Below are 14,197 nucleotides of genomic sequence, written 5' to 3'. Positions count from 1 at the left end.
GATTTGTATAGTAAGATCGGACAACATGCGGGTGCCTGGGGTCGGACTGGGTCAGCTGCTGCTCGCCCTGGATGCGACGCTGGTCAGCTTGGTGGACGCCCCACGCGGCCTGGACCTGCCGGTGGCATCGGCGGCGCTGATCGATTCCGACGACGTCCGGCTGGGCCTGGCGGCGGCGGCGGGCTCCGCCGATGTGTTCTTCCTGCTGGGGGTCGGCGACGACGAGGCGCTGCGGTGGATCGACAAGCAGGCACGCGAGCGTGCGCCGGTGGCGATCTTCGCCAAGGAGCCGTCGACCACGCTGGTGGCCACGGCCGTCGCGGCCGGGTCGGCGGTGGTGGCCGTCGAGCCGCAGGCCCGCTGGGAGCGGCTCTACCAATTGGTCAACCACGTCTTGGAGCACCACGGGGATCGCGCCGATCCGATGGAAGACTCCGGCACCGATCTGTTCGGCTTGGCGCAATCGCTGGCCGATCGCATCCACGGCATGGTCAGCATCGAAAACGCGCAGTCGCAGGTGCTCGCCTACTCGGCCTCCAACGACGAGGCCGACGAGCTGCGCCGGCTTTCCATCCTGGGCCGGGCGGGGCCACCCGAGCACCTGGAGTGGATCGGCCAATGGGGCATTTTCGACGCGCTGCGCAGCAGCGACGAGGTGGTGCGCGTCGACGAGCGCCCGGAGTTGGGTCTGCGCCCGCGGCTGGCGATCGGGATCTACCAGCGGCCGGCCGGACCGCGCCGACCGCCGGTGTTCGCCGGAACCATCTGGGTGCAACAGGGGTCGGCGCCGCTGGCCGACGACGCCGAGGAGATCCTGCACGGCGCGGCGGTGTTGGCCGCCCGCATCATGTTTCGGCTGGCGGCGCGGCCGTCAACGCATGCGCGACGGGTGCAACAACTGCTCGGCCTGACCGACCCCGACACGGCCGCGGCGCCGGCCGACGTGGCGGGGATCGCCCGCGAGCTGGGCCTGGACCCCGGCGGCACCGCCGCGCTGATCGCCTGGGACACCACCGGCACCGGATCCCGTCACGCCCGACTCACCGACGTTTTAGCGTTGAGCGCCAGCGCATTTCGACGAGACGCTCAGGTCGCGTCGCAGGGCTCGCGAATGTATGTGCTACTGCCCCAGACGTCGACCGCCCGGTCGATCACGTCGTGGGTCCGCGGCACGATCAGCGCGCTGCGCACCGAACTCGGGGTCGAGCTGCGGGCCGTCATCGCGGCGCCGGTGGCCGGCCTGGCCGGGATCGCAACGGCGCGCAGCGAGGTCGACCGCGTACTCGATAGTGCTGAGCGGCACCCGATTTCGATCGGGCAGGTGACGTCGCTGGCCGAGGCGCGCACCACCGTCCTGCTCGACGAGATCGTGACGACGATCGGAACCGACGAGCGGTTGGTCGATCCACGGATACGCGATCTGCGGGCGCAGGACCCGGTGCTGGCGGAGACGCTACGGGTCTACCTGGACAGCTTCGGCGACATCGGCGCGGCCGCGCACTGGCTACAGGTACACCCGAACACCGTTCGCTATCGGGTGCGCCGGATCGAGAAGCTGCTGTCGACATCGCTGGGTGATCCCGAGGTGCGGCTGCTTTTTTCGCTGGGACTGCGGGTGCTGGAGCGCTCAGCTTGACGTCCGCGCCGTCTCCTTGCGCCGGTTGCCAGAGCCAATAGACCAGGGCGGCTTGCCTGACGCATTGCTATGAGGTGACTGCTAACTATCTGAGAGCCGACCAGACGTCCCACAGCGCGTCTAACGTGTTTGTTATAGCAAAGCTATGCGTAAGAAATATTTGCCGAAGGCGATGATGTCCGGCAGCTTCTCGGTGGGTGGTTGCTGATGCCACGCATGGTTACCAAATCGATAGCGCCAGCCTTCGTCGTCAACACCATCGCCGGCAGGCACAGCGGGCCGCTCTCCCTTTACTAGGGCTCTCGTGGCGTCGTCGTCCAGCCGGGGGGAAAGGATTTCGCGCCATGGTTGCCCGGATAAGAGGCCGCCGGAGCTGGCAGCTCGGACGGCAAGTGCTGTCGGCGATCGGTCGGCAAGAGTGGCTCGACCGGTCAAGTTATCGACTGGAACACGCGCTAAGCCTCGGCTACAACGCGTTGGGCGGTGCGCGCGACACCGTCACCAATGCGTTGAACGGTGTATGGCTCGGACATCCGGTGCATCCGCCGCTGGCCTCGTTGACGACCGGAGCGGTGGGTACCACAGTCGCGCTGGATATGCTGAGCGCGCTGCCGTTCGAACCGCGGGTCGAGGCCGTCGTCGCATCACGGTTCGCCCGGCGCGCTTTAGGGGTAGGGATCCTGGCCAGCATCGGCTCGGCCGCCACCGGGGCCACCGATTGGCAACACACTCACGAGGAAGACCGCCGGGTGGGGCTCATCCATGGAGTACTGAACCTGGCGGCGACGGCGCTGTACGCCCAGTCTTGGTGGGACCGCCATAAGGGGCGCAATCGTCGTGGAATCGCCTTTACCGCACTGGGTTATCTGATTACTGCCGCTGGCGGCTATCTCGGTGGGGCCCTGGTATTCGAGTCCGGGATCGGAATCGATCAGTCCGGCAGTCGGCTGCGCACCACGCAATGGACACCCGTGCTCTCGGCGACCTCGTTGAACGGCAGGCCGGTACGCGTCGACGTCGACGGGGTGGGACTGGTGGTTTGCCAGACAAGTCCCGGGCAGGTGGTGGCTTTCGGGGAGTTCTGTCCTCACTTGGCCGCGCCGATGGCTGATGGCTGGATCGATCGCGGCAGGCTCGTGTGCCCGTGGCACGGCTCGTGGTTCTCGACGGAATCGGGCGAGGTCGTACGTGGCCCCGCGTCGACGGCCTTGCCGTGGTATGAGGCCAGATTGGTTGACGGGGTGGTCGAGGTCCGCGGCGAGCGGCAACCCGCTCTCGGCAGGAAAGGACACAGTGCCCGGAAAGGAATCATGGAATGAATGCCTACGACGTGCTGAAGGAACACCACAAGGTGATCAAGGGCTTTGGTCGCAAGGTCAGCGAGGCGCCGGTGAATAGTCCCGAGCGCCATGGCCTTTTCGACCAGATGATGCTCGAACTCGACATTCATTTCCGCATCGAAGACGACCTTTTCTATCCCGCGCTCGGACAGGCCAGCCAGTTGATCGCGGTCGCCCACGCCGAGCACCGCCAGGTGATTGACCAGCTGTCGGTGTTGCTCAAGACACCGCAGAGCGCGCCGCGCTACGAAGACGAGTGGAACTCCTTCAAGACCGTGCTGGAGGCGCATGCCGACGAAGAGGAACGCGACATGTGCCCGGCCCCGCCGGAGGTGACGATCACCGATGCCGAACTGGAGGAACTCGGCAACAAGATGGCCGCGAAAATCGAGCAATTACGTGGCTCGCGCCTGCACAGACTGCGTACTAAGGGCAAGACGGTCCTGGTGCGGTCCCTATAGCGCACCGAACGTTCACGACAAATCGAGCCCAGCTTGGACGGTGCCCTGGAGGAGGGATGGCCCTTGACTGTCACACCTCGCATCGGTGGGCCGCTCGAAGAGCTGCTAGCGCGCAGCGGGCGCTTCTTCACGCCCGGCGAGTTCTCGAAGGATCTGCGCACGGTCACCCGCCAGGGTGGCCGCGAGGGCGACGTCTTCTACCGTGACCGCTGGAGCCACGACAAGGTGGTCCGGTCCACGCACGGTGTGAACTGCACGGGATCGTGCTCGTGGAAGATCTACGTCAAGGACGGGATCATCACCTGGGAAACCCAGCAGACCGACTATCCGTCGGTGGGCCCGGACCGCCCCGAGTACGAGCCGCGCGGTTGCCCGCGCGGCGCCTCGTTCTCCTGGTACAGCTACTCGCCCACCCGGGTGCGCTACCCGTACGCCCGCGGGGTGCTGGTGGAGATGTTCCGCGAGGCCAAGGCCCGGCTGGGCGACCCCGTTGCGGCCTGGGCCGACATCCAGGCCGACCCCGAGCGCCGGCGCCGCTATCAGCAGGCCCGCGGCAAGGGCGGCCTGGTGCGCGTCACCTGGGCCGAGGCCACCGAGATGATCGCCGCCGCCCACGTGCACACGATCAAGACCTACGGCCCGGACCGGGTCGCCGGGTTCTCCCCGATCCCGGCGATGTCGATGGTCTCGTACGCCGCCGGCTCGCGGTTCTACGAATTGATCGGCGCTCCGATGACGTCGTTCTACGACTGGTACGCGGACCTTCCGGTGGCCTCGCCCCAGGTGTTCGGCGACCAGACCGATGTGCCCGAATCCGGTGACTGGTGGGACGCGGCCTATTTGATGATGTGGGGCTCCAACGTCCCGATCACCCGCACCCCCGACGCGCACTGGATGGCCGAAGCGCGCTACCGCGGCACCAAGGTGGTGACCGTCAGCCCCGACTACGCCGACAACACCAAGTTCGCCGACGAGTGGATGCCGTGCGCGGCCGGCACCGACGGCGCGCTGGCCATGGCGATGGGCCACGTCATCCTCTCGGAATGCTATGTGCACAACCAGGTTCCGTTCTTCGCCGACTTCGCGCGCCGCTACACCGATCTGCCGTTCCTGATCAAGCTGGAAGAGCGCGGCGACATGCTGGTGCCCGGGAAGAACCTGACGGCAGCGGATCTGGGGGAGGCCTTTAGGAGTTCGGAGAACGCGGCGCTCAAGCCCGCGCTGTTGGACGCCGCCACTAACAAGGTCGTGGTGCCGCACGGCTCGCTGGGATTCCGCTACGGCGAGGACGGCGTCGGAAAGTGGAACCTGGACCTCGGCGGCCTGGTCCCGGCGCTGAGTGTGCGGGATGCACACGGCGCCAACGGAAATGACGACGCCGCGCTGGTACATCTGCCCAGCTTCGACACGGTCGACGGCGAAGGCACCACCGTGGCGCGCGGTGTCCCGATCCGCCGCGTCGGTAAGCACCTGGTGTGCACCGTCTTCGACCTGATGCTCGCGCAGTATGCGGTGGCGCGGCCGGGCCTGCCGGGCGAATGGCCCACCGGCTACGACGACGCGACCCAGCAGAACACGCCGGCCTGGCAGGAGGCGATCACCGGGGTGTCGGCCGCGCAGGCCATCCGGGTGGCCCGGGAATTCGCGCGCAGCGCAGAGGAATCCGGCGGCCGCTCGATGATCATCATGGGCGGCGGCATCTGCCACTGGTTCCACAGCGACGCGATCTACCGCGCGGTGCTGGCGCTGCTGATGCTGACCGGGTCGATGGGCCGCAACGGCGGTGGCTGGGCCCATTACGTCGGCCAGGAGAAGGTGCGGCCGCTCACCGGTTTTCAGACGATGTCGATGGCCACCGACTGGACGCGCCCGCCGCGGCAGGTGCCGGGGGCCTCGTACTGGTATGCGCATACCGACCAGTGGCGCTACGACGGGTACGGCGCCGACAAGCTGTCCAGCCCGGTGGGCCGAGGCAGGTTCGCGGGCAAGCACACCATGGACCTGCTGGCGTCGGCGACGGCCATGGGGTGGAGCCCGTTCTACCCGCAGTTCGACCGCTCCAGCCTCGACGTCGCCGACGAGGCCCGCGCCGCCGGGCGCGACGTCGCCGAGTACGTCGCCGAGCAGCTCGGTCAGCGCAAGCTCAAGCTCGCCGTCACCGAACCCGACAATCCGGGCAACTGGCCGCGGGTGCTTACCGTGTGGCGCGCCAACCTGATTGGTTCGTCGGGCAAGGGCGGCGAGTACTTCCTGCGTCATCTGCTGGGAACCGATTCCAACGCCACGGCGCAGCCGCCGGAGGACGGAGTCCGGCCCCTCGACGTGGCGTGCGACGGGGACATCCCGGAGGGCAAGCTCGACCTGATGATGTCGATCGACTTCCGGATGACCTCGACGACGCTGGTGTCCGACGTCGTGCTGCCGGCCGCGACCTGGTACGAGAAGTCGGATATCTCCAGCACGGACATGCACCCCTACGTGCACGCGTTCAGCGCCGCGACCGACCCGCCCTGGGAAACGCGTTCGGACTTCGACGCTTTCGGCGCGATCGCCCGCGCGTTCAGCGCCATGGCCAAGGGGCATTTGGGCACCCGCAGCGACGTGGTGCTCACCGCGCTGCAGCACGACACACCGGACGCGATGGCCTATCCCGATGGCACCGAATCCGATTGGCTGCACACCGGCGCGACACCCGTGCCCGGGCGGACGATGGCCAAGCTCACCGTGGTGGAGCGCGACTACGGCGCGATCTACGACAAGTGGGTCACGCTGGGGCCGCTGGTGGAGAAATTCGGGCTGACCACCAAGGGCGTCACGGTGCACCCGTTCCGCGAGGTCGAGGAGCTCGCCGCCAAGTTCGGGGTGATGAATTCCGGTGTGGGAGCAGGTCGTCCAGCCATCACCACCGCCGCGCGGATGGCCGACGTCCTGCTGCTGCTGTCGGGAACGACCAACGGCCGGCTCGCCGTCGAGGGCTTCCACGAGCTGGAGAAGCGCACCGGCCAGCGGCTGGTGCATCTGGCCGAGGGCAGCGAGGACAAGCGCATCAGCTACGCCGACACCCAGGCGCGGCCGGTTCCCGTGGTCACCAGCCCGGAATGGTCGGGCAGCGAAACGGGCGGTCGACGCTACGCGCCGTTCACCATCAACATCGAAAACCTCAAGCCGTTCCACACCCTGACCGGCCGGATGCATTTCTATCTGGCCCACGACTGGATCGAGGAACTCGGCGAGCACCTGCCGGTCTTCCGCCCGCCGCTGGACATGAAGCGTTTGTTCGGCCAGCCCGCACTGGGGCCGACCGAGGACGGGATCGGCCTGACGGTGCGGTATCTCACGCCACACTCGAAGTGGTCTTTCCACTCCACCTACCAGGACAACCTGTACATGCTGTCGTTGTCGCGCGGCGGCCCGACCATGTGGATGAGCCCGGGCGACGCGGCCAAAATCCAAGTGCAGGACAATGATTGGGTGGAGGCGGTCAACGCCAACGGCATCTACGTGTGCCGGGCGATCGTCAGCCACCGGATGCCCGACGGCGTGGTGTTCGTCTACCACGTGCAGGAACGCACCGTGGACACGCCGCGCACCGAGACCAACAACAAGCGCGGCGGTAACCACAACGCGCTTACCCGGGTGCGGATCAAGCCCAGCCACCTGGCCGGCGGCTACGGCCAGCACGCGTTCGCGTTCAACTACCTGGGGCCCACCGGCAACCAGCGCGACGAGGTGACCATAGTGCGCCGTCGCCGCCAGGAGGTGACCTACTGATGAAAGTCATGGCGCAGCTGGCGATGGTGATGAACCTCGACAAGTGCATCGGCTGCCACACCTGTTCGGTCACCTGCAAGCAGACGTGGACCAACCGCGCCGGCACCGAGTATGTGTGGTTCAACAACGTGGAAACCCGTCCCGGCCAAGGCTATCCGCGCACCTACGAGGACCAGGAGCGGTGGCGCGGCGGCTGGATCCGCGACAAGCGGGGCCGGCTGCGGTTGCGCGACGGCGGCCGCATCCAGAAGCTATTGCGAATTTTCGCCAACCCCAGATTGCCCGTCATCGACGACTACTACGAGCCGTGGACGTACGACTACGAGAACCTGACCACCGCCCCCGCGGGTGACACCTTCCCGACGGCCGCGCCAAGGAGCCAGCTCACCGGCAAACCGATGAAGGTGTCCTGGGGCCCTAACTGGGACGACAACCTGGCCGGCTCGCCGGAGACCCTGGCCAAGGACCCGATCCTGAAGAAAGTCAGCGAAGAGGTGAAGCTCTCGCTCGAAGAGACCTTCATGTTCTACCTGCCCCGCATCTGCGAGCACTGCCTCAACCCATCCTGCGTGGCATCGTGCCCGTCCGGTGCGATGTACAAACGCAGCGAGGACGGCATCGTGCTGGTCGACCAGGACCGCTGCCGCGGCTGGCGGATGTGCGTGTCCGGATGTCCTTACAAGAAGGTGTATTTCAACCACAAGACCGGCAAGGCCGAGAAGTGCACCCTGTGCTACCCGCGGATGGAGGTCGGCCTGCCCACCATCTGCTCGGAGACCTGCGTCGGACGGCTGCGCTATCTGGGCCTGGTCCTCTACGACGTCGATCGGGTGCTGGAGGCAGCGTCGGTGGAAAACGATACCGACCTCTACGAGGCGCAGTGCCGAATCCTGTTGGACCCCAATGATCCCCAGGTGATCGCCGCCGCGCGCGAGGGCGGCATCTCCGAGGAATGGATCGAGGCCGCGCAGCGCTCCCCGGTCTACGCGCTGATCCACACGTACAAGGTGGCGCTGCCGCTGCACCCGGAATACCGCACCATGCCGATGGTTTGGTACATCCCGCCGCTGTCGCCGGTGGTCGACGCTGTCAGCCGCGACGGCCACGACGGTGAGGACCTGGGCAACCTGTTCGGCGCGCTGGATGCGTTGCGCATCCCGATGCAGTATCTGGCCGAACTGTTCACCGCGGGCGACACCGGCGTGGTCGAGGGCGTGCTGCAGCGGCTCGCGGCGATGCGCTCGTACATGCGCGACATCAACCTCGGGCGCGAAACCCAGCCCCACATACCGCACTCGGTGGGGATGACCGAAGAACAGATCTACGAGATGTACCGGCTGCTCGCCATCGCGAAATACGAAGAGCGCTATGTCATTCCGACGGCCTTCGACCCGCAGGCCCGTGACCTGGAGCAGATGGGTTGCTCGCTGGACACCGACGGCGGCCCGGGCATGTACGAGCCGGAACCGGCGCCGGTGTCCGTGGAGACATTCCACGCGCAGCAGCGGTCCAGGGTGAACCTGCTCAACTGGGACGGCAGCAAGGTGCCCGCCGGCATGTTTCCGGAGGAGCGCCGGACATGAGGCTGCCGTCCGGATTCCGTGATCGGGTCGCCACCCGGACGATGCAGGACCGGCTGGTGTGGCAGGCGGCGTCGCTGCTGTTGGCCTACCCGGACGGTCAGCTGCCGGGGCGCTTGGACACCGTCGACGAATTGCTCAGCCACATCAGCGGTCCGGCGGCGGAGTTGCTCGAGCGGACCGCCCTCGCGTTGCGCGCCCGCGAGCCGATGGCGGCCGCGACGGACTACGTCGCGACGTTCGACATGCGGCGCCGCGCCACGATGTACCTGACGTATTGGACCGCGGGAGATACCCGCAACCGCGGCCGGGAGATGCTCGAGTTCGCCACCGCCTATCGCAAGGCGGGTGTGGAGCCGCCGCGGCACGAGGCGCCGGATCACCTGCCCGTGGTTCTCGAATTCGCCGCGACCGTCGATCCCGAGGTCGGGCGGCGGCTGTTGACCGAACACCGGGTCCCGATCGACGTGTTGCGGGGCGCGCTGGCCGACGCCGACTCGCCCTACGAGCCCACCGTGGCGGCCGTCTGCGCGACCCTGCCGGTGGCGACCGATCAAGAGGTGCGCCGCGCCCAGCGGCTGGCGAAGGCCGGACCACCCGCGGAATCTGTTGGGCTGCAACCATTTCAGTTAACCGTACCGCCGCGCAAAGGAACGCCCCGTGTTTAGCAACGTCCTGTTCTGGGACATCGCGCCGTATGTCACCCTGTCGGTCCTGATCGTCGGTACCTGGTGGCGCTACCGCTATGACAAATTCGGCTGGACCTCCCGGTCCTCGCAGATCTACGAGTCGCGGCTGCTCAGCATCGCCAGCCCGATCTTCCATTTCGGCATCCTGGCCGTGTTCGCCGGACATGTGATGGGGCTGTTCATCCCGCCGCGGATCACTCAGATGCTGAAAATGAGCGACCACCTCTATCACCTGCAGGCGGTCGCCCTCGGGTCGATGGCCGGCATCGCGACGCTGATCGGAATCGGGTTGCTGATCTACCGGCGGTTCACCCGCCCGGCGGTGACCGTGGCCACCACCCGCAGCGACAAGGTGATGTATGTGGTGCTGGTGCTGGCCATTGTGGTCGGCCTGTACTGCGATCTGATCGGCACCGGGCCGCACGGCGGCGAGTTCCACTACCGCTACACCGTCGGCATGTGGTTCCGCCGGATCTGGATATTCCAGCCGCACGGCGAGGTGATGATCAACGCGCCGTTGGACTACCAACTGCACGCGCTGATCGGCATGGTGCTGTTCACCATCTGGCCGTTCACCCGGCTGGTTCACGTGTTCAGCGCGCCAGTCGTCTACTTGTTCCGGCCCTACATGGTCTACCGCAGCCGCGAAGTGAAGGCCAAGGAGACCGATATGGCCGGTACAGCGCCTCGCCGTCGCGGTTGGTGACCAAAAGCCGTTCGGGTCGCGGCGCTGGCGGATCTCCGAAATGCCGCCGAATTGACGATCGCAATCCAGACCTCGGTGCCATTGAGCCAGAATAGTGCTCGTCAGCGAACCGCACGAGCACCGCGCGAATTCGGCCGCGAGTTATGCTCAGTGTGAACGTAATTCTGCGTGTTGCAGCGGGTTTGCATCCGGCTAGGCTTTGCTGGTGGCAGTAAATCCGTCGTCCTATTTGGTGCTGGCTTCCCAGCGCAGTGGCAGCACACTGCTCGTCGAATCGCTGCGCGCGACCGGCGTGGCCGGCGAGCCCCAGGAGTTCTTTCAGTACCTGCCGACCACCAGCCAGTCCCCCCAACCGCGCGAGTGGTTCGCCGGTGTCGGGGACCAGTCGATCCTGAGCCTGCTCGATCCGCTGGACGAAGGAAAGCCGGACCTTGCGCCGGCCGAAATCTGGCGCGACTACGTCCGCACGGTCGGCCGAACGCCGAACGGCGTCTGGGGCGGCAAGCTGATGTGGAACCAGACACCGCTGCTGTTGCAGCGCGCGGGCGGCTTGCCCGACCGGTCGGGCCCCGGCCTGTTGTCCGCGATCCGCGACGTCGTCGGTGAGGACCCGCTGCTGGTCTACGTCTATCGGCCCGACGTGGTCTCGCAGGCGGTGTCGTTCTGGCGGGCGGTGCAGACCCGGGTGTGGCGGGGCAGGCCCGATCCGGTCCGCGACGCGCGTGCCACCTACCACGCGGGCGCGATCGCGCACGTCATCACGATGCTGCGCGGCCAGGAGCAAGGCTGGCGGAATTGGTTCGCCGAGGAAGACGTCAAGCCGATGGAGATTCCGTACCCGGTACTGTGGCGCAATCTCACCTCGGTGGTGGGTTCCATTCTCGAGGCACTGGGGATGGACCCGAATCTTGCGCCCGACCCGGTGCTGGAGCGGCAAGCCGACAAGCGTTCCGACGAATGGGTGGACCGGTACCGGGCGGACGCCGAAAGAGAGGGACTCCCGACATGACCACCACGACCGAGACTCGTGTCGACGAATTGCGGCTGCTGGAAGCAGAAGCCGTGCACATCATCCGCGAGGTGGTCGCCGAGCTGGAGCGACCCGTCCTGCTGTTCTCGGCAGGCAAAGATTCGATCGTGCTGCTTCGGTTGGCGGAGAAAGCTTTTCGACCATTGCCGCTGCCGTTTCCGGTGATGCACGTCGACACCGGCCACAACTTCGACGAGGTCATCGAGTTTCGCGACCGCCGAGTCACGGGCCAGGGACACAAGCTGATCGTCGCCTCGGTGCAGGAGTCCATCGACAATGGCCGGGTTCCCGATCCGGGCCCCGGCGCATCACGCAACCGGGCCCAGACGCGCACCCTGCTCGACGCGCTGGAGGCCGGTGAGTTCGATGCCGCCTTCGGCGGTGCCCGCCGCGACGAGGAGCGGGCCCGCGCCAAAGAACGCATCCTGAGCTTCCGCGACGAGTTCGGGCAATGGGATCCCCGGGCTCAGCGCCCAGAGCCCTGGACGCTGTACAACGGCCGGATCAAGAAGGGCGAGCAGGTCCGGGTATTCCCGCTGAGCAACTGGACCGAGCTCGACGTCTGGCGTTACATCGAGCTGGAAAACCTTGAGATACCGTCGATTTACTACGCACACGAACGCGAGGTATTCCAGCGTGACGGCATCCTGCTGGCGGTGTCGGCGTACGCCACCCCGCAGAACGGCGAATCGTCGGCCGTCGAGTGGGTGCGCTACCGCACCGTCGGCGACCTGACCATCACCGGGGCGGTGCGCTCCGAGGCCACCGACATCACCGGTGTCATCACCGAGATCTCAGCGGCAACCGTGTCCGAACGCGGCGAGACCCGCGCCGACGACCGCACGTCGGCCGCCGCCATGGAAGACCGCAAGCGAGAGGGCTACTTCTGATGACCACCACCCAAAATGCGGAAACGACAACGCATTTCAAGGGCATCACGCGTCAGCTGCTGCGTATCACCACCGCGGGCTCGGTCGACGATGGCAAGAGCACCCTGATCGGTCGGCTTATGCACGACACCGATAGCCTGCCGCTGGACCACCTGGAAGCCGTGACCGACGAAGAGGGCGTGGCGGATCTCGCGGCGCTGTCCGACGGTCTGCGCGCCGAGCGCGAACAGGGCATCACCATCGACGTCGCCTACCGCTTCTTTTCAACGGCCACGCGCAGCTACATCTTGGCCGACACCCCCGGCCACGAGCGCTACACCCGCAACATGTTTACCGGTGCGTCCAACGCGCACGTGGCGATCCTGCTGGTCGACGCGCGCGCCGGGGTACTGCGCCAGACCCGCAGACATGCCCGCATCGCAAAGCTGTTGGGCATCAAGCACTTTGTCGCCACGGTCAACAAGATCGACCTGATCGACTTCGACCAGACCGGGTTCAACAAAGTCGACGACGAGCTTGGCCAGCTGGCGGCACGGCTGGGCAATGTGGACATCGCGGTGATCCCGATCGTGGCCAAGCACGGCGACAATGTCGTGCACCGCTCCGAGAACACGCCGTGGTACAGCGGACCCACCCTGCTGGAGTACCTGGAAGGCGTCGAGCTGGCCGCACCGAACGCCGAGGCGTCGCGATTGCGCCTACCCGTGCAGTGGGTGTCACGACCGACCGAAGACCAGCGTCGCCGCTACACCGGACGGCTCGCGGCGGGAACGCTGTCCGTCGGCGACCCGGTGATCTCGCTGCCCGCCGGCACCCGCTCGACGGTGACCGCGCTGGATACCCTCGACGAAGACCGCTCCACAGGTGTTGCCCCGCTGTCGGTTTCGATCGAACTCGCCGACGACATCGACGTGGGACGCGGTGACGTCTTTGTCAGCGGGGCGGAAGACCCGGTCCTGCCGGTGCTGGCCCGCGAGCTCGACGCAACCGTGTGCTGGTTCATCGACACCCCGCTGCGGGCCGGCGACCGGCTGGCCCTCAAGCAGACCACCAGGACCGTGCGAACGACGGTCCAGGAGCTGCACTCGCGGCTCGACCCGGAGACGCTGGACGAGCTCGATCAGCCAATTGAGTTGACGCTCAACGATATCGGTACCGTGACATTGCGGACCAGCTCGATCGTCATCGCCGACCCTTATGCCGACAACCGCGATAGCGGCGCGTTCATCCTGATCGACGAAACCACCAACGACACCGTCGGCGCCGGCACCATCATCGAGGCGAGAGAAGTCAAGCCGGGCGCCCACGCGCGCACCGACATTCGCTGGCATCCCTCGGCATTGGACCGCAGCCACCGCTGGCAAGCCACCGGACAGTCGGGAGCGACGATCTGGTTCACCGGCCTGCCCGCCTCCGGCAAGTCGACGATCGCGGTGGCCGTGGAGCGCGCACTCGTCGAGTCCGGCCGGGTGGCCTACCTGCTGGACGGCGACAACCTGCGGCACGGCCTGTCCGACGACTTGGGCTTCTCCCCCGGCGACCGCACCGAAAACATCAGGCGCGTTGGCCATTTGACCCGGCTGCTGGCCGATGCCGGTGTGGTCGCGCTGGCCTCGCTGGTGTCACCGCTGAAGTCGGATCGCGAGACCGCGCGCGCCCTCAACGATGCCGCCAAGCTGCCTTTCATCGAGGTGCACGTCGCCACCTCGCTGGCCGAATGCGAAAAACGCGACCCCAAAGGCCTTTACGCACGGGCCCGCCGAGGCGAGCTCAAAGGGTTGACCGGTGTCGACGCGCCCTATGAACCACCCGAAAACCCGGACCTGGTGCTCGAAAACACCAACGCCGACATCGACGAGCTCGCGGCTCGGGTCATCGCGTTGCTCGACGAACGCAGCCCGCAGCGACCCGGCAGCTAGATTCAGCGCGAGCCAATCACTAGGCCGGTGGCGCCGGGCCCGGCAGTATGCGTCCGTGAGTGATTGGCGCGAGCGGGTCGGTTCGATATCGGTGGACTGGTGGGCGACGCTGGTCGCCGGTGTGATCGTGGCGTTGGCGGTAGCCAACGCGCTCCCGAGGATTCCGTGGTGATCG

General features: G+C 66.7%; 10 protein-coding genes. All 10 read left to right on the top strand.

Features of this window, described 5'->3' with window-relative positions; genetic code table 11:
- Positions 1-25 precede the first annotated feature (25 nt).
- The gene (locus G6N55_RS24010; protein WP_139826724.1) at positions 26-1,636 is read left to right on the top strand and encodes a PucR family transcriptional regulator; all 1,611 of its coding nucleotides are present in this window, start codon (positions 26-28) and stop codon (positions 1,634-1,636) included.
- A 344-nt stretch (positions 1,637-1,980) separates the two neighbouring features.
- On the top strand, positions 1,981-2,955 hold the full coding sequence (locus G6N55_RS24005) for a Rieske 2Fe-2S domain-containing protein (protein ID WP_085221064.1): 975 nt from the start codon (positions 1,981-1,983) through the stop codon (positions 2,953-2,955).
- Entirely contained in the window at positions 2,952-3,437 is a 486-nt protein-coding gene (locus G6N55_RS24000; protein ID WP_085221065.1) for a hemerythrin domain-containing protein, read from the top strand. Before G6N55_RS24005 ends, G6N55_RS24000 begins: the two co-directional genes overlap by 4 nt.
- 63 nt (positions 3,438-3,500) lie before the next feature.
- Positions 3,501-7,208 (top strand): nitrate reductase subunit alpha, encoded by a 3,708-nt coding sequence (locus G6N55_RS23995; RefSeq protein ID WP_085221267.1) that lies wholly within the window; start codon positions 3,501-3,503, stop codon positions 7,206-7,208.
- Complete coding sequence (gene narH, locus G6N55_RS23990; protein ID WP_085221066.1) at positions 7,208-8,791, top strand: nitrate reductase subunit beta; 1,584 nt, start codon at positions 7,208-7,210, stop codon at positions 8,789-8,791. Before G6N55_RS23995 ends, narH begins: the two co-directional genes overlap by 1 nt.
- Positions 8,788-9,456, top strand: coding sequence for a nitrate reductase molybdenum cofactor assembly chaperone (narJ, locus tag G6N55_RS23985; protein WP_085221067.1), 669 nt, complete (start codon positions 8,788-8,790; stop codon positions 9,454-9,456). Before narH ends, narJ begins: the two co-directional genes overlap by 4 nt.
- On the top strand, positions 9,449-10,183 hold the full coding sequence (gene narI, locus G6N55_RS23980; RefSeq protein ID WP_085221068.1) for a respiratory nitrate reductase subunit gamma: 735 nt from the start codon (positions 9,449-9,451) through the stop codon (positions 10,181-10,183). The genes narJ and narI overlap by 8 nt, the downstream gene beginning before the upstream one ends.
- Positions 10,184-10,388: 205 nt before the next feature.
- Positions 10,389-11,192 carry a trehalose 2-sulfotransferase gene (stf0, locus tag G6N55_RS23975; protein ID WP_085221268.1) on the top strand — a complete coding sequence of 268 codons (804 nt, stop codon included), beginning with the start codon at positions 10,389-10,391 and terminating at the stop codon, positions 11,190-11,192.
- On the top strand, positions 11,189-12,103 hold the full coding sequence (gene cysD / locus G6N55_RS23970) for a sulfate adenylyltransferase subunit CysD (RefSeq protein ID WP_085221069.1): 915 nt from the start codon (positions 11,189-11,191) through the stop codon (positions 12,101-12,103). Before stf0 ends, cysD begins: the two co-directional genes overlap by 4 nt.
- Complete coding sequence (gene cysC, locus G6N55_RS23965; protein WP_085221070.1) at positions 12,103-14,022, top strand: adenylyl-sulfate kinase; 1,920 nt, start codon at positions 12,103-12,105, stop codon at positions 14,020-14,022. The genes cysD and cysC overlap by 1 nt, the downstream gene beginning before the upstream one ends.
- Positions 14,023-14,197: the final 175 nt, after the last annotated feature.

Source organism: Mycobacterium florentinum (assembly GCF_010730355.1).
Taxonomy (GTDB): domain Bacteria; phylum Actinomycetota; class Actinomycetes; order Mycobacteriales; family Mycobacteriaceae; genus Mycobacterium; species Mycobacterium florentinum.
This window is presented reverse-complemented; position numbering and strand designations above follow the sequence as displayed.

Bases quoted from the DNA above. Each gene is read 5' to 3' on its own strand.
- G6N55_RS24010 (WP_139826724.1), top strand. From the start codon at position 26: ATGCGGGTGCCTGGGGTCGGACTGGGTCAGCTGCTGCTCGCCCTGGAT.
- G6N55_RS24000 (WP_085221065.1), top strand. From the start codon at position 2,952: ATGAATGCCTACGACGTGCTGAAGGAACACCACAAGGTGATCAAGGGC.
- narJ (WP_085221067.1), top strand. From the start codon at position 8,788: ATGAGGCTGCCGTCCGGATTCCGTGATCGGGTCGCCACCCGGACGATG.
- G6N55_RS24005 (WP_085221064.1), top strand. From the start codon at position 1,981: ATGGTTGCCCGGATAAGAGGCCGCCGGAGCTGGCAGCTCGGACGGCAA.
- narH (WP_085221066.1), top strand. From the start codon at position 7,208: ATGAAAGTCATGGCGCAGCTGGCGATGGTGATGAACCTCGACAAGTGC.
- cysC (WP_085221070.1), top strand. From the start codon at position 12,103: ATGACCACCACCCAAAATGCGGAAACGACAACGCATTTCAAGGGCATC.
- cysD (WP_085221069.1), top strand. From the start codon at position 11,189: ATGACCACCACGACCGAGACTCGTGTCGACGAATTGCGGCTGCTGGAA.